This window comes from Hoeflea prorocentri (assembly GCF_027944115.1).
Taxonomy (GTDB): domain Bacteria; phylum Pseudomonadota; class Alphaproteobacteria; order Rhizobiales; family Rhizobiaceae; genus Hoeflea_A; species Hoeflea_A prorocentri.
In genome coordinates this window covers 1-15,867 of record NZ_JAPJZI010000002.1, presented here as the reverse complement: position 1 = coordinate 15,867, position 15,867 = coordinate 1, and the positions used below count along the sequence as shown (strand labels likewise).

At 59.0% G+C, this 15,867-nt stretch carries 13 protein-coding genes and 1 pseudogene; 9 read left to right on the top strand and 5 right to left on the bottom strand.

The genetic code is table 11. From position 1 onward, the window contains the following. Nucleotides 1-249 precede the first annotated feature (249 nt). The gene (locus tag OQ273_RS21650) at nt 250-1,800 is read left to right on the top strand and encodes an MFS transporter (RefSeq protein ID WP_267993190.1); all 1,551 of its coding nucleotides are present in this window, start codon (nt 250-252) and stop codon (nt 1,798-1,800) included. Here OQ273_RS21650 and OQ273_RS21645 read toward each other — a convergent pair. The 3 genes from OQ273_RS21645 to OQ273_RS21635 form a co-directional block, all read right to left on the bottom strand. After that, a complete protein-coding gene (locus OQ273_RS21645) occupies nt 1,797-2,168 on the bottom strand; it encodes a Lin0512 family protein (protein WP_267993189.1) in 372 nt (123 codons plus the stop codon). The two genes, OQ273_RS21650 and OQ273_RS21645, sit on opposite strands and share 4 nt — an antisense overlap. Continuing rightward, nucleotides 2,165-2,521, bottom strand: a complete 357-nt coding sequence (locus tag OQ273_RS21640; protein WP_267993188.1) for a Lin0512 family protein — start codon at nt 2,519-2,521, stop codon at nt 2,165-2,167. The genes OQ273_RS21645 and OQ273_RS21640 overlap by 4 nt, the downstream gene beginning before the upstream one ends. 629 nt (nt 2,522-3,150) lie before the next feature. Further along, nucleotides 3,151-4,371: an SH3 domain-containing protein gene (locus tag OQ273_RS21635; RefSeq protein ID WP_267993187.1), complete on the bottom strand. Its 1,221-nt coding sequence runs from the start codon at nt 4,369-4,371 to the stop codon at nt 3,151-3,153. Nucleotides 4,372-5,169: 798 nt separating this feature from the next. On the opposite strand from OQ273_RS21635, the gene OQ273_RS21630 reads away from it, so the two are divergent. Both OQ273_RS21630 and OQ273_RS21625 read left to right on the top strand, forming a co-directional pair. Further along, nucleotides 5,170-5,628 carry a helix-turn-helix domain-containing protein gene (locus OQ273_RS21630; RefSeq protein ID WP_267993186.1) on the top strand — a complete coding sequence of 153 codons (459 nt, stop codon included), beginning with the start codon at nt 5,170-5,172 and terminating at the stop codon, nt 5,626-5,628. Nucleotides 5,629-5,931: 303 nt separating this feature from the next. After that, nucleotides 5,932-8,328, top strand: coding sequence for a methyl-accepting chemotaxis protein (locus tag OQ273_RS21625; protein ID WP_267993185.1), 2,397 nt, complete (start codon nt 5,932-5,934; stop codon nt 8,326-8,328). A gap of 24 nt (nt 8,329-8,352) precedes the next feature. Here the strand turns inward: OQ273_RS21625 and OQ273_RS21620 are convergent, their stop codons facing one another. After that, nucleotides 8,353-9,792 (bottom strand): adenylate/guanylate cyclase domain-containing protein, encoded by a 1,440-nt coding sequence (locus tag OQ273_RS21620; RefSeq protein ID WP_267993184.1) that lies wholly within the window; start codon nt 9,790-9,792, stop codon nt 8,353-8,355. A gap of 167 nt (nt 9,793-9,959) precedes the next feature. On the opposite strand from OQ273_RS21620, the gene OQ273_RS21615 reads away from it, so the two are divergent. Beyond that, nucleotides 9,960-10,343, top strand: coding sequence for a cupin domain-containing protein (locus tag OQ273_RS21615; RefSeq protein WP_267993183.1), 384 nt, complete (start codon nt 9,960-9,962; stop codon nt 10,341-10,343). Nucleotides 10,344-10,364: 21 nt separating this feature from the next. Here the strand turns inward: OQ273_RS21615 and OQ273_RS21610 are convergent, their stop codons facing one another. Beyond that, nucleotides 10,365-11,681, bottom strand: coding sequence for a cystathionine gamma-synthase family protein (locus tag OQ273_RS21610; protein ID WP_267993182.1), 1,317 nt, complete (start codon nt 11,679-11,681; stop codon nt 10,365-10,367). 98 nt (nt 11,682-11,779) lie between these two features. Between OQ273_RS21610 and OQ273_RS21605 the strand changes: the two genes are divergently transcribed. From OQ273_RS21605 to OQ273_RS21585, 5 genes and pseudogenes are all read left to right on the top strand, one after another. Beyond that, nucleotides 11,780-12,244, top strand: coding sequence for an Lrp/AsnC family transcriptional regulator (locus tag OQ273_RS21605; protein WP_267993181.1), 465 nt, complete (start codon nt 11,780-11,782; stop codon nt 12,242-12,244). Nucleotides 12,245-12,284: 40 nt separating this feature from the next. After that, entirely contained in the window at nt 12,285-13,394 is a 1,110-nt protein-coding gene (locus OQ273_RS21600; protein ID WP_267993180.1) for an MBL fold metallo-hydrolase, read from the top strand. A gap of 34 nt (nt 13,395-13,428) precedes the next feature. Further along, on the top strand, nt 13,429-14,322 hold the full coding sequence (gene dapF, locus OQ273_RS21595) for a diaminopimelate epimerase (RefSeq protein ID WP_267993179.1): 894 nt from the start codon (nt 13,429-13,431) through the stop codon (nt 14,320-14,322). Next, nucleotides 14,319-15,590, top strand: coding sequence for a tRNA (N(6)-L-threonylcarbamoyladenosine(37)-C(2))-methylthiotransferase MtaB (gene mtaB / locus OQ273_RS21590; protein ID WP_267993178.1), 1,272 nt, complete (start codon nt 14,319-14,321; stop codon nt 15,588-15,590). Before dapF ends, mtaB begins: the two co-directional genes overlap by 4 nt. A 20-nt stretch (nt 15,591-15,610) precedes the next feature. Further along, nucleotides 15,611-15,867, top strand: a pseudogene (locus tag OQ273_RS21585) (signal recognition particle-docking protein FtsY); the annotation flags it as partial.

The following is a 15,867-nucleotide window of genomic DNA, read 5'->3' as shown; positions in this document are numbered from 1 at the left end:
GGGGCGCATCGCGCTGCCGGGTGTTGGCTTCCGGGATCTCTTTATACCTGCACGGGTCCCGGTCAGCTGCTCGGAGTTATCAACTCGTCGCGGAATGCGGCGGATAAACAGCAATGCCCGGCAATTGTCAAGGAAGATGTGGCGTGGACAGTGCCGCCGGCCTGCGGGTACCGTTTCTGTAAGAGAGACATCAATCGGGTGCGGATGTCGAACGGGCAGCAGTCCTGATCTTAAAAAAGGTGAGGTCCAATGTCGGCAGAAAAGCAAGCGGGTCCCGTTGGCGGCCATACGGTCCTGGGCATCGCGACGCTGATGATCACGGCCTTTACGATCGGCACGGATTTTACCGGCGCGCTTCTGCTTGTGCCATCCATCGAATCCGAACTGGCCGCCGACATCACAACCACGCAGTGGGTTCTCAACATCTACGCCCTGTCATTTGCCATGTTCATGGTAACCGGAGGACGCCTCGGCGATACCCATGACCGGCGGCGCGTGCTGCTCATCGGTCTCGGGCTTTTCATCATCGCGTCGGTCGGCTGTCTCCTTGCCCCGGATATCGGTTTTCTGATCGCCGCGCGCGCGGTTCAGGGATTGGGTGCGGCACTTATCTGGCTAAGCACTATTGCGCTTGGCGCAACCAATGCCACCGAGGACCAGCGCGGCCTTGTCATGGGGCTCATCCTGGCTGGCGTCACAAGCGGCAATGTGATCGGACCGCTCATCGGCGGCGTTGCATCCGATCTTGGCGACTGGCGGCTGTTTTTTCTGGTCAATGCAGTACTGGGCAGCATTGCGGCCCTGCTTGTCTTCCGTCTGATCTCCCGGCAGCCGCCCCAGGCGGAAAACGAACAGATCGACTATTCCGGCATCCTGATCCTGTCTTCAGCCATATTGGCGCTGCTGTTTGTTCTCGATGTCGGCACCGATTGGGGCTGGGGCTCGCTATCCGTCATCGGCATTCTGTGCCTGAGCCTGTTGCTCTTTCTGGTGTTTCCATTCGTGGAAAGCCGGGTCGCCGATCCGCTTTTGCCGCCGCAATTGCTGCGCAATCGCGCGTTCATGCTGATACTTTGGCTCAACGCGCTCATGGTGCCGTCCTTCTTTGTCGCTTTCCTTTATGTTCCGCAGTTCATGCAAAGGGTGCTCGGCTGGTCGGTTCTGACCGCCTCCTTCGGCATGATCCCGCTGATGCTGCCCCTGGCGGTCGGTTCGATTGTCGCGGGAAATTTCTACAAGCCCTACAGCACAAAGCGGCTTCTTTTTGCCGGTTATGTCCTCATCGCGCTGGGCTGCGCCAGCGTGATCCTCCTGCCCTCATCATGGGGGTACTACGCCATTTTGCCGGCCATGCTGCTGATCAGCTTCGGCGCCCCGCTGGCCGTGGGCACTTCCGGCACCGCCACCGTCAGCGCGGTGGCCGCCTCCCGGGCCGGTCTTGCCGGCGGCTTGTCCTTCATGCTGCATCTGGCCTATGGCGCGATCGGCGTGGCGGTGGCCACAGCCATCATGTACGGCTCCGGCCTTATGCGCATTCAGGGCGCGCTCCGGGAGGCCGGAATTTCCATTTCCTCGGCCGATATCTCAATTCTCAATGCGGGATCCGCAAAGGCGGCAGCAGCCGGAGAGGTGCTCGCCCGCTACAGTGCCGGGGAAGCCGACAGGATCAGGTCGATCATCAGCCAGTCCTTTGCTGCGGGTATGAGCCTCGCCTACTGGCCGGTGTTGCTCTCGACAGTTCTTGGCCTCTTTCTGGTTGCCCTAATTGATGAATCCAAATTGCATGCCATTGACAATTAGACCGCAGCACATGCGGAGCAGAGCGGTACCCGAACAACAAGGCCGGCATTGACGATAACGACCGGATGGCCGCTGGTCTCATCCATCACATTGAGCCCGCCCTTGACGGCCTTTGGAATAACGGTGCCGTAGGGCAGGGCTTTGGACACCGCGTCCAGATTGATCTTCTCCGGTTCCCGGGCAGCGAGTGTCAGCTCGATCTGCATCGTGTCCGGGTCGATGCCGAGACTGCGGAACATGGTCAGCGAGGAATGACGGGTGGCGTCCTCGACCGCGCGGATCGCCGCCCTGGTGTAATCCATCGAATGCAACGCATTGCCCGTGCCCATCTCAAGCATGATGCGTTTGAGGGTCTTCTGGTCGCTCATGCCATGCCTCCTTCCGGCACATCGAGGTAAACAGTCAGGGCCGCATTGGCGAGAGTCGTGCCGACGCCGCCATCATCGCGCGCGATCTCCATCCCGCCCTCTTCGACACGAACCTCAGCAGAGCCATAGGGAAGCACGCCTGCCACTTTGCCGGTATCGACCTCATCGGGTCGCGGCACGCCGATCGCAACCCTGATGACCATCGCTTCCCTCGGTTGATCGAAGGCCTGCGCGAATGTGATGGAGTTGTGCCGCAGGGCTGCCTCCACAGCGCGCACCGCTGCCTTGGTACAATCGCCGCCGCGTATATCGACGCCGCTACCGAACTCCATCACCATGCTCTTCAATGCCATTTAATCACTCCGACGCTTCGGGCTCGTACCCAATTTGCAAATACTGGGTAATCAATCGGCCGGCCCATCTCTAGACCCTGGCGGTCAGGAATGATGTGACAGAGAACCCACATATGGCCCCTAATGTGGAAAAGTCGGAATCTCAGCGCTCCCTATCGCGCCATAAATGGTCTATCTTACCTCACGGCCTAAGGAGATGCGCAGCTAAACCGACCAGTCGTCTAGCAGGCGGCTGGCGGATTTAGTTCAATGAACTCAGATAGTTGAAAATCCTCTGATATTCGTGCCCCTGTTGAGCAATCAGCCAGATTCCAAGCGCGAAACCGCTGAGCCGACGATCTTCAGACCTGATCCACAGAAGTCAAAAACCGCTCCCGCGCCGCCGGATTTACCCGAAAATTCGAAATTCGGCGCACGATGTCGAACAGAAATCTCGCCGGCGCGCAGGACCAATCGTCATCTATCTCACGACCCGAGGGGCGCACATTGTGCGCAAATATACCTCTAGACCGATTGGTCTAGAGGCTCGCTTTTCGGATGGTGACCGGTAGGAATTCCACCGTCTCGACGAACGGACGAGAACCGCCCGGCTTACTCATACACTGCCGGGCGGTAACGGCTGCCGCCGCTCAACCGTTGTTCTCGTCTTCGTACATGACAAAGGATTTGTAGATGTAGCCCTTCTGACCCTTGTAGACGACACCGCACCATTTACAGTCGGTCTCGACCATGATCTCCGCATCCGCCGGCACGATGGTCAGCACCTCGGACTTGCTGCTGGGTCCGGCGCGCAGGTTCACCCATTTGCGGGCGCAGCCTTTCTTGAAGCCCATATTCTCAGCTTCTGCATTCGCCACCGCATAGGCCGAGACGGACGAAGCCTTGAATGCACCGTCATCATCGGTTGCGACCGACGCAACTTTAACAGGCTTGCTGCTGCGTTCCGCCCGGGTGATGAAGGTTCTGTAGATGAAGCCTTTGCGGCCCTCATAAACAACACCGCACCAGCGCGTGCAGTTTTCATCGGCGAATATATCGGCCTGTGCCGGCACCACCGCCAGCACCCGCGCCTTATTGTTGGGAGCCGAACGCATATTGACCCATTTGCGGGTCTTCGCGTTGACGAGACCCGGCTCAGGCAATGCAGTCGCGGCAACGGGTGGCGCAGGCACAGGCACGACGGATGATTGTTGCGGCACTTTGAAATGCTCCGCGCCAAGCGCCGTCAGCTTGCTTTCCATCTCGATAATTTCGGATTCTGTTTCCGCGAACTCGACTATTGCGGACGGCGGTATGATCGATCCCGTACGCGCGGCGTCCACGGTCTCGCCGCTGTCAGTAAGGGTTCCCGCCAAAATGGGCTGTGCAAAGGCAGTTTTGAAGCGTGCGGGCGACACATGGACACTGGGCGCACGCGTATCGGTTTCACGGCGCACGAAGCGTGCATCCGCTGCCCGCTCGACAGAACTCGCCGTAACGGCGGCTGAAGCGGAATTTGCTATCCCGCCCTGCGGCTTGCCCCCGTTTTGCGTTGACGAGGCCGCGTCCCCAACAACGCTGGCTGTTGCCAAATCGTTCGGTTCAGCATCCGGCTTGGCCGCAATCCTTGCCGCCGGCTTTTCGTTTTCGGCGGCAATCGCGGCAGGCGCCACCTCAAGCATCGACATGGCCGTCGCGGCAGGTTCCTGCAGAACGGTCCGGTAAAGCGCCGCTCCAACAGCGGAACCTGCCAGAATGCCAAAGACCGTGACGACGCCGATTGCAACCAGACGCCCCGGACCACGTGCAGGCACCTGCCGCCTGGCAAGACCGGCTGCAAACCCGCCCATTGTTCTAGCTTGTCTACCCATAAACTCTTACTCCAGTCACTTGTTGCCAGTGTGACGGTTCGCCTTGTGCGTGGTACGAGCCACCACCATGGACGCACAGCTAAGAATCCAACTGCGTGCCAAATTGTGGCGCGGCACATCCGGTAGCGGTCACTTTCCGAATCCGTTGCAAATCGGACGTGATACACGTTGCATCCATCCCTGACAGACTCGCGGCACGTGTAACGCCGGAAAGGCATGGGAATTTGAACCGCCCTGTCGGAAATGCCTTCAAGTAGCATTCAAAGGGCGGCCATGGCGGCGTAACACCGCACTGAAACATTGACGTGTCGGACAGCTCAACCGAAAGCAGGGAGACCCGAGTGACACACTTCCCAAAACCGAATTGACCGTCCGTCCAATGGACCGGGCCGACCGGGAGTTGTGGTCGGTGACGCTCGACCCCGAACAGCATACCTTGTGATCGGAGAGGCTCCTCGGCGATGGGGAGTCCGTTTTCCTGCAGGAGCCTGACAGAAAGAGGCGATCTGGAAAGGGTATCGGCACCGCATCCATTGGGTATTGAAGCGCACCGGACTGATCGCAATCCGAATTCCGCTTTGACTGGCGGAGCGTTCATTAGCCCGGAAAGCAACCTAATCGGGAATCAATCGTGTTTTTCCCCAAGCGATTTTGTGTCTAAAATGCGACAGGCCATCAATTCTGTTACATAGTGATTCTATTAAAAACCGCTGAGAAAGTTGTACTTTTTCAAACGAAGATATAATCTCCCCATCCTGGGCGAGCGATTAAACACACACTGCGTCATCGAGAGGCCTGATGAAAAACAACGCTGCGCGAAGCTTCCATGCCAACGGCAACCGGGGGGAGTCGGCGACACTCAAGCTCCACAACTCTATCTCCGAAATCAGCACGTTCACGGCTCCCGGCAACGGGGAGCGGTTCGTCATTTTGAAGGAGCATGAATTCCACGCCATGCACGATTCGCTGGAACTTGCCGAATCCATGGCAGCCCAGTCTCTTGTCGAGGCCGCCATTGAGCCGGCTATTGAACCGGCGACCCAGGAGATTGCACAGGCTGCACGCCATAGTGGCAGCGCCGTCACCTATAGCCGTGAATTGAGCGGTATGAGCCTGCGTCAGCTTGCTGCCCGAACCGGGCTCGATGAACACTATGTAGCAGGCATCGAAGACGGCTCGAGACGGCCAACGCTTTCGGCAATCTGCAAAATTGCCAAAGTGCTCAACACCACGGTCGATGAACTGATACAGGACTGACCCGTCCAGCGGTCGGCCCCACACGCCATGGAAACCCCGAACACAAAGCTTGAAGCTCTGCATCTGCAGAGCTGCCTGATCCTCTCTGGCCACATTGGCCACACGCTTTGAACAGAGGCTGATATACAATTGCGTGTATTGGCGCAATTTATATCGAAATGCGGGAATATTAACTGCCGATTAACACTGACACTCATAGATTTAACCCGCCGGACCCATGGATTTTGTCCATTTGCATGATGCGCGATTTCGGCGGCCCTGTCGGGCATGCCCGCTTCCCGATCAGAGGCAAAGCGCTAATCCATGCTGATTTCCCGAAAACTTCCGCTCGCTGCGGCCATACTGACAGTGGTTGCCATCGGCGCATCCAGCGTTGCCTCCCTCGTCATCAGTTCTCAGGCACTTGAGGAGAAATCCTTCGAGAAACTTGAGGCTCTGGTGGACGGTCGCAGAAATCAGATCGAAACCTATCTTGACGATGTCTCGGAAGACGTTCAGGCCCTTGCAACCGATGAGGACATCAGGAGCGCTCTAAGCGCATTCAGTTTTGGCTGGCGCTTTCTGGGCGACCATCCCATGACAGAACTGCAGGGCCGCTACATCGAAAACAATCCGCATCCTGCCGGCCAGAAGAACCTGCTCGAAACCGCCGACAAGGATGGATACGATTCCACCCACGCAAAATATCACTCCGGATTTCGCAACTTCATCCAGGACGACGGCTACTACGATCTCTTCATTATCGATGCCGCCGGTAACGTTGTTTATACGGTCGAAAAGGAAAGCGACTTTGCGACCAATGTTCTTGACGGACAGTGGAAAGATTCCGATCTCGGCAGGATTTTCCGCGATGTCATGGCGACCGGCACGGACAAGCCCTTCATTCTGACGGACTATCAGCCCTATGCCCCGTCCAATGATGCACCGGCAGCTTTTGTCGCCGCACCCATCGTGGTCGGCACGGATATTCATGGTGTCGTCGCGCTGCAGATGCCCAACGGAATGATTGCCCAGATCATGAACAACACCACCGGCCTCGGTGAAACCGGTGAGACGCTTCTTGTCCGCAAAGACGGTGTCCTGATCTCGGACTCGGTCAAATCACCTGAGGACAATGCCCTGAAGACACGCCTGGAAACCCCGCTGATTGCACAGACAACCCGCGATCAGATGACGACCGGCGACCTTCACGGATACCGAAACATGGTCGCGAAGGTCGCCTTTGCCCGGGTCGATTTCGGCGGCTCCGACTGGCTGGTCGCTGCCATCATAGACCGGTCCGAAGCGCTCGCCGGCATCGCATCCCTGCGCAATATCGTGCTCCTGATTGCACTCGGTTTGCTGGCCGCCGCTCTCCTGGCCGCCGTGCTGTTCTCGCGAACAATCACCAGACCCATATCGAGGCTGGTCGGAAGCATGTCCGAGCTGGCTGAGGGCAACACCGATCTGGATCTGCAGGGCGAGGGCCGCAAGGACGAAATCGGCGAGATGGTGCGATCGGTCGCCGTCTTCCGTGACGCGGCCATTGAGAAGGAGCGGCTTGAGCGCGAAGCAGAAGAAAACCGCTCACTCAGCGACCGCGAACGCGCCGAGCGGGAAGCGGCCAAAGCTGAAGAAACGCGCCGCATGCAGGAAGCCGTCGACGCGCTTGCCGATGGCCTTGCCCGCCTTTCCGAGGGCGACCTGACTGTCCACCTCGACAAGCCATTCCTCGCGGGTCTTGAACGGCTGAGAACCGATTTCAACGCCTCAGTCGAAAAGCTGAATATGACGCTGGGCAATATCAGCACCAGCACCGCATCCATCGATAACAATTCCCGCGAGATGCGCACATCGGCCGACGACCTGTCGCGCCGGACCGAACAACAGGCAGCCTCGCTCGAGGAATCCTCCGCCGCCCTTGAGCAGATAACCTCCGTCGTCAAGGGAACCACCGAACGCGCCGGCGAGGCCGCCAACATGGCAAGCGCCGCCCAGGTCGATGCGGAAAAGTCGAGGGCCGTGGTATCGGAAGCCATCACCGCGATGGAAGGCATCGAGACGGCGTCCGCCGAGATTTCCAACATCATCAATGTCATTGATGAAATTGCTTTCCAGACCAGCCTGCTGGCGCTCAATGCCGGCGTCGAAGCCGCACGCGCCGGTGAAGCGGGCAAGGGTTTTGCCGTGGTCGCTCAGGAGGTGCGTGAACTTGCTCAGCGTGCTGCCGTTGCCGCGCAGGAAATCAAGGAGCTGATCACAAAATCCGGCGGCGAGGTCAACAATGGCGTCAAAATGGTGCGCGCCACCGGCGAGGCCCTGTCCCAGATTTCTGAGCACGTCACGAGCATAAACGACACGATCAATGCCATCGCGACAGCAGCCAATGAGCAGCTGACAGGCATTGAGGAGGTCAATGCTTCGGTCAACCAGATGGATCAGATGACACAGCAAAATGCCGCAATGGTCGAACAGACAACAGCGGTCACCCACCAGCTTGCCGAGGACGTATCCGGCCTGTCGCAACAGATCGGCCAGTTTCGCCTTTCGGGCACAGCCGCCGCACAGCAACCCCCGCGCCTGCGGGAAGCGGATGCCGATACGCCTGGCACGCCGTCGCCCGCTCACAAGATGGTCAGGGCACTGACCAGCGCCTTCAAGCCGGCAGGCAATACCGCAAAGGCACCGGCAGCCGATCAGGACAACTGGGACGAATTCTGATGCAAAGCCGCGCTTTGCGCGGGTTCAGTTGGGAGCCGTTTGAGGTTTGACGCCAGCAGGAACGGTGGCAATCCTTTCGCCCTCGTCTTCCGACACCGGAGACGTTTCGTCCTTTAGCGACAGAACCGCAATCTCCTGCGGCTGCACAATGCCCTCCAGACTGTCGGCTCTTATCTCGGCTGTCAGACCGCCGTGATAACCCTTGGAAAGCGCATCCCGCCAGGTATCAACCGCTGCAATCAAGCGCGTACCCAGGACTTTGTTGTGTTTTTCCAGCTTGGCGCAATGATTAACCGCCGATCCGATAACCGTGATTTCCAGACGGTTCTCCTGCCCGACCGCCCCAAACGCCACGGGGCCCGATGCTATACCTATTCCGATACCGTTTTGACCGATCGCCTTGAGCGCCGGTTCCTGGGTGTCCCAGAGATCGGCGTCCCGAAGGATGCGTTCAGCCGCAACCACGGCCCGTAACGACGCCTCGGCACGGTCACCGTCAAAGCTGAACGTCGCCATGATCCCATCGCCCATGAATTTGTCGATCACACCCCCGCACTCCTGAATAATGGGAACGACACGGCTGTGATAACGCGACAGTGTACGCATGACGTCGGAGGCTTCCATGGTCGCGGCGGTGCGGGTGAAGCCGCGAATGTCGACAAAAAGGATCGCCGCCTCACGGTTTTCGCCCTCTCCGGCCTCCAGCCTGTCGGCGCTCTGGCGTATCCCGCTGGCAATGCTGGTGTCGAAAAACCGCGACAGATCGCTCGCCGCCTGCTCCTCTGTCACAGCGCTGACCAGAAGGTTCTTGGACGCATTGACGACAAGCGTCAAAACACCGGTGACCAACAGGATAGAAAGGATCTTGTCGACCTCCGCTCCGATCAAAATGGAATTGGAAGTAAGATATTCCACATAGGAGCGCGTCAGCATGTTATCGCCGGGGTCGATGCGCGTCACATAAAAGATCATCACGCCCCAGCCCACCGCTGCCATGGCACCGGCGGCAATAACGAACCGCGCCTCGAACCGCAGGGCACGAATGGCGATGAAAATGAACACATAAAGCAGCGTCGGCGCTTTCAGGATGAAGGATGCCGGCTGCATATACTGAAGATGAAAACTGATCATCAGACTGTACAGCAGTCCGAAGTCGAAAAGGATGGAGCCGTAGACCGACCAGTGCGGCAGCCTGTAACGCATCGACCAGATAAGACCGATCACGCTGATGATCAGATAGGCGCCGAGCACCAGGGGAACCGGTGAAAAGGCCTCGTCCGGACTGGTTTTCGGGCTGACGATGTAAATCACCGAAAACAGGATAACGATGGTGAGCTGTATGAGGCGCGCCATGATTTCATTGGCGCGTTCCCGCGTTTCAAGCGCCTCTTGGACGCGCTTTGGCAATTGGTCCAGCCGCTTTGTATTGCGGAACTGTTTCGTGACAAGTTCTATTGCAGACAACGCGTGTCTCCATATGGCAGGCGGCAGCTGTGTTGCAAATGCCACATTAGCCGGGAAGGCGATTCAAGAATACCAGTTCGTTGCACTCATGCGCATCAATTCACTTGAACCCGGCGTGATCGCCGGTTGATAATCAATCCGTTAATTTGATGGTGCGGGAGGCGCCGATGAGGATCATCGACCAGGATAGCCAGCCAATGGAGGAATGGTGGCCGGGCGTCACGACGCGCATGCGCACCTCACTGCTGACCGGTTGCCGTCAATTATGCATATTCGACCAATGGTCCGCCCCCGGATGCGGCGCGCCGACTCATGTCCATGCCGTTGAAGAAGTCATCCGCGTGGTCGACGGTATGGCCAAGGTCTGGGTGAACGACGAAACCGAAACCCTTAGGGCTGGGCAATCGGTCATCATACCCGCCGGATGCCGCCACGGCTTCAGCAATTGCGGCTCGGAAACGCTGCATATGGAAATGACGCAGGCCGCTCCGATTTTTGAGGCGACCTATCAGAACAAGGCTGAAATGGCACTGCGCTGGACCGATCGCTAGAGCAAGGCTCGCCCCGATTGTTCATCCAGCAAGAGAAAGAACACCGTTTGAGGCCTTGGTGAAGGCCTGCTTCAGATCCTCGATCAGATCCTCCGCCTGCTCCAGGCCAACCGACAGCCTGACAAGTCCTTCACTCACTCCGGCTGCCTCGCGCGCCACCGGCGGCACGCCCGAATGGGTTGTCGAGGCCGGATGACAGACAAGCGATTCCGTTCCGCCGAGACTGACCGCCAGCTTGAAGAGCTGCAGCGCATTGAGAATGCGAAAGGCAAGTGCACGGTCATCCTCGACGACGAATGAGAAGGTCGACCCAGGCCCGCTGCACTGGCTGTCATAGACCGCGCGCGCCTGTTCGTCCGCATTGTGTTCGGGATGCAGAACCCGGCATGGAATGATCGTGTTCATGGAAAGCCAGTCAGCCACGCGCCGTCCTGTGTCGGCAGCCTTTTCCATGCGCAGCGTCATGGTCTCCATGGAGCGGGCAAGCATCCACGACGAATGCGGGTCCAGCTGAAACCCAAAGGCGCTGCGGGTCATCCTCACCGGATGCAAGACATCCCTCGAACCCGTAATACCGCCGGCGATCAGATCGCTGTGCCCCCCGACATATTTGGTCAGCGAGTAGACGCAGATATCCGTTCCGAGCGAAATAGGCTTTTGAAACACCGGCCCGAGCATGGTGTTGTCGCAGACAATCAGCGGCCGGTGACCGGAGCTTTTCGACCACGTATCGACAACCCTGCGCGCCATTGCGAGATCGATCATTGCGTTGGTCGGATTGGCGGGCGTCTCCAGATAAAGCAGTTTCACCGGCCCGTGACGCGCCGCCTTTTCCAGCGTGTAGATCAGCGCGCCTTCTGACAGCCCGTCCACAAAGGGGATCGGCTTGATGCCCCAACCCGGCAGCACCTTGCCGATCAGCGATTCGGTTCCGCCATAAAGCGGGGTGTAGTGAACGATGGAGTCGCCGGGCCGCAGAAAAGTCAGGAATATGGCGCTGATCGCCGCCATGCCGGATGAGGTCAGCAAAGCCGTCTCGGCGCCATCGAACAATGCGAGCCTGTCTTCGACAATTTCCGTATTCGGATGATTGAAACGGCTGTAGACAAGCCCGCCGGCCCCGCCTTCCTCCGGCGCGGGTTTGCGGCCCGCCACGACATCGAAGAACGCCGCACCTTCTTCCGCCGACTGAAATGCAAAGGTCGATGTCAGGAAAACCGGCGGCTTCACAGCCCCTTCCGACATGGACGGTTCATAGCCGTAGGACATCATCTGGGTTGACGGATGAAGTTCATGACCGCCGATTTCGGTTCGGCGGAAGGTTTTTTTTGAAGACATGGAACGCCTCCTCCAATGAGGAGTTTATGCTGAGTAGATTGGCCGTTTCCCGCTTATTTTGCTATTATACGGGATCGATATAGAGGTTTTCCGCTAAAATGATCGACAATATTGACCGGAAGATAATTGCAAGGCTGACCCGCGACGGCCGGGCAAGCGTTGAAACCGTTGCACAGGCGGTCGGCCTGTCGCCCACACCGACACGCCGGCGTATCCGCCGGCTGGAAGAAACCGGTGTGATACGCGGCGTACGCGCCGACATCGATGCTGAAAAATGCGGATTGGAACTGGCGATCTACGTGTTCATCAAACTTCTGAACCGCGACCGCAAGACGATATCCGACTTTGAATCCCGGATCATGGCGCTGCCGGAGGTCCAACGCTGCGACCTCATAACCGGCCCGCACGATTATATCCTCATGCTGCGCCTGGCGGGAATGACGGATTACAACCGCTATCTGCGTGAGGTGCTGGCTGAACTGCCGGGCGTTTCCGGCATCGAGACATCAGTGGTCATCGGCAAGGTGAAGGACAGGCCCTACCTGCCGCTGGACCCGGTCTAGTGCATGATTGACTTGAATCTCGGTTTGCACCGATTATCTCATGATCATGGATCAAAGGAACAATCACCCCGATCCACCCGTTTCTGGACGCGGCGGCAAGAAGAAGCCTGTCAACAAATACTATCAGGGTCCGGCCTCCGACCATTTCGACGGCATCCGGTTCTTCAATCCGGGTGGCAGGCCGCCAAACGGCCTGCGTGATCTGCTAAAATGGCAGTTCGGCGAAAAGCGCAACCCGTGGCCGCCAAGCTACGAAAGCCCGGTCGGCGATGCCATGCCCGATGCCACGGTAGATGGCGACGGGTTGAGGATCACCATGATCGGGCATGCCAGCATGCTGATCCAGGTCGCGGGCCTCAATATCCTGACCGATCCGGTCTGGTCGCGGCGTGTTTCCCCTTTCTCCTTCATCGGCCCCAAACGCATCAATGCGCCCGGTATCGCTTTCGACCGCCTGCCGGATATCGATCTCGTGCTCCTGACGCATAACCACTACGATCATCTAGACATCGGGACCCTTGCGCGCCTTCACAAACACCACCGTCCCCTGGTGATCACGCCGCTTGGAAACGATCGCATCGTTCATGCGTCGGTGCCGGATATGCAGATCGAGACCGGCGATTGGGGCGATGCCCTCGATCTGGCGGGCGGCGTGCGTATCCATTTCGAACCATGCCACCATTGGTCCGCCCGCGGCAGCCGCGACCGTCGCATGGCTCTTTGGGCCGCCTTTGTTCTGGAGACGCCAGCCGGGCGCATCTACCATATCGGCGACACCGGCTTCCATGACGGCACCAACTACAAGATGGCCTTTGAAAAATATGGCGGTTTCCGCCTGGCAATCCTGCCGATCGGCGCCTATGAGCCCCGCTGGTTCATGAAGGATCACCATCAAAACCCGTTGGAGGCCGTAGAAGGACTGGAACTGTGCGCCGCCGATCATGCAGTCGGGCACCATTGGGGAACGTTTCAGCTGACCAATGAGGCGATCGAAGCGCCACTTGAGGCGTTGGCCGCCGCGCTGGCGCAGAAAAGTGTCGATCCGGCACGCTTCAGAACCCTGCGGCCCGGCGAAAGCTGGGACATTCCGCCGTCGACGTCGCGGACCGGCCAGACGGACGGCAAGGCAGCATCTGGTAATTTGCAATGAGTTCGGCCATATAGCGTCCTGAAAGGACAGGCCGATGGCCGGAATGGTTCAATTCGCAAAAATGAACGGACTGGGAAACGAGATTCTCGTGGTCGATATGCGTGGCCGCGCCGATTTCGTGTTGCCTGAGGCCGCCATTGCGCTCGCAGGCGACAAGGCCACCGCCTTCGACCAGATCATGGCGATCCACGACCCGCGCATCAAGGGAACGGACGCCTATATCGACATCCTCAATTCGGACGGCTCCAAGGCACAGTCCTGCGGCAACGGTACACGATGCGTCGTTCAGGCCCTGGGCGCTGAAACCGGCAAGCAGATTTTCACCTTTCAGACCGTCGCCGGGATCCTGAATGCACGCGAACATGAAGACGGCATGATATCCGTCGACATGGGCACGCCGGAATTCAACTGGGAAAAGATTCCGCTTGGCGAGGAATTTCGCGACACCCGCATGATCGAGTTGCAGGTCGGCCCGATCGACGCGCCGGTACTGCACTCGCCATCGGCTGTCTCCATGGGCAATCCGCATGCGGTGTTCTGGGTCGACGACGATGTCAATTCCTATGATCTCGACCGCTTCGGACCGCTGCTTGAAAGCCATCCGGTCTTTCCCGAGCGGGCAAACATATCCATTGCCCGGATCCGCTCCAGGGACGAGCTTGATCTGCGCACCTGGGAACGCGGGGCAGGCCTCACCCGGGCCTGTGGATCGGCGGCTTGTGCGGCAGCTGTTTCCGCCGCACGCATCGGCAGAACCGAACGGCGCGTCACGGTCAATGTGCCGGGCGGTCCGCTTCTCATCGACTGGAACGAGGACAACAACAAGGTGACGATGACCGGCCCCGCCGAATGGGAGTTTTCCGGCCAGCTCGATCCCTCGACCGGCCATTGGCAACCCGATGCACCGCAAGGGGAGAACCGGGCGTGAGCGGTGTCGACATCATCACTTTCGGCTGCCGCCTCAACACCTATGAATCGCAGGTCATGCGCGGCGAGGCGGAAAAGGCCGGCCTCAACAACGCCATCGTGGTCAACACATGCGCCGTAACCGGCGAGGCCGTGCGCCAGGCAAAACAGGCAATCCGCCGCGCCCGCCGCGACAATCCCCATGCCCGCATCATCGTCACCGGCTGCGCCGCACAGACAGAGGCTGCTGCCTTTGCCGAGATGGACGAGGTCGATGCGGTTCTCGGCAATGAGGAAAAGCTGAAAAGCAGCAGCTACCGGAAACTGCCGGATTTCGGGGTGTCTGCGCAGGAAAAAATCCGCGTCAACGACATCATGAGCGTCAAGGCGACGGCCCCGCAAATGGTTGACGCCATCGAGGGACGCGCACGCGCCTTCGTTCAGGTGCAGAACGGCTGCGACCATCGCTGCACTTTCTGCATCATACCCTATGGCCGGGGCAATTCCCGCTCGGTGCCAATGGGCGCCGTGGTCGAGCAGGTGAGGCGTTTGGTCGGCAATGGCTATCTGGAAGTGGTTATCACCGGTGTCGACGCCACAAGCTATGGCGCCGATCTGCCCGGCACACCGTCACTCGGCCTTCTTGCCCGAACAATCCTAGAGCAGGTGCCCGACCTTGCCCGCCTGCGGCTGTCTTCGATCGACTCGATCGAGGCGGACGATCATCTGATGGATCTGATCGCCAACGAGCCGCGTTTCATGCCCTATCTGCATCTCTCGCTCCAGCACGGCGACGATATGATTTTGAAGCGCATGAAGCGCCGGCACCTGCGCGATCAGTCCATTGCCTTCTGCAACGAAGTCAAAAGCCTGCGGCCCGGCATGGCGCTCGGCGCCGATCTGATCGCCGGCTTTCCGACCGAAACAGAAACGATGTTCGAAAACGCCCTGTCCCTGGTCGATGAATGCGGCCTGTCATTCCTGCATGTCTTCCCGTTCTCGCCGCGTGAGGGAACGCCGGCGGCCCGCATGCCACAGCTCGACAGGGGCTTGATCAAGACCCGCGCCGCCCGGCTTCGCGAAAAGGGCGAAGAGGCTCATCGGCGTCATCTCGAGAGCATGGTCGGCAGCGCTCAAAACGTCCTGATCGAGCGCGAGGGGCTCGGACGGTCAGAAAATTTCACCCTGGTCGAGACGAGCGGCGGCCAGCCTGGCACAATCGTGCCATTGCAGATAACCGGCCATGACGGGCAACGGCTTTGCGGCCACGACGCCCGCGCGGCGGCCTGATTTAGAAACGGCGGCGAAAGATGGCACTCGGTTTCATCAAGAAGGTTTTTTCGTTCGGCAAGAAAAAGGTCGTCTCCGATGAGGAGACTGAAGCCGAAGGCCAGACGCAGGAGGTGCTTGCCGAGCAGTCGCCCCCAGCCGGGGACATTGCTCCGCCTGTCGAAGAACCGCCGCTAGAGGAAGCGCCACAGCAGTTTATCCCTGAGCCTGAGCCTGAGCCTGAGCCTGAGCCTGAGCCTGAGCCTGAGCCTGAGCCTGAGCCTGAGCCTGAGCCTGA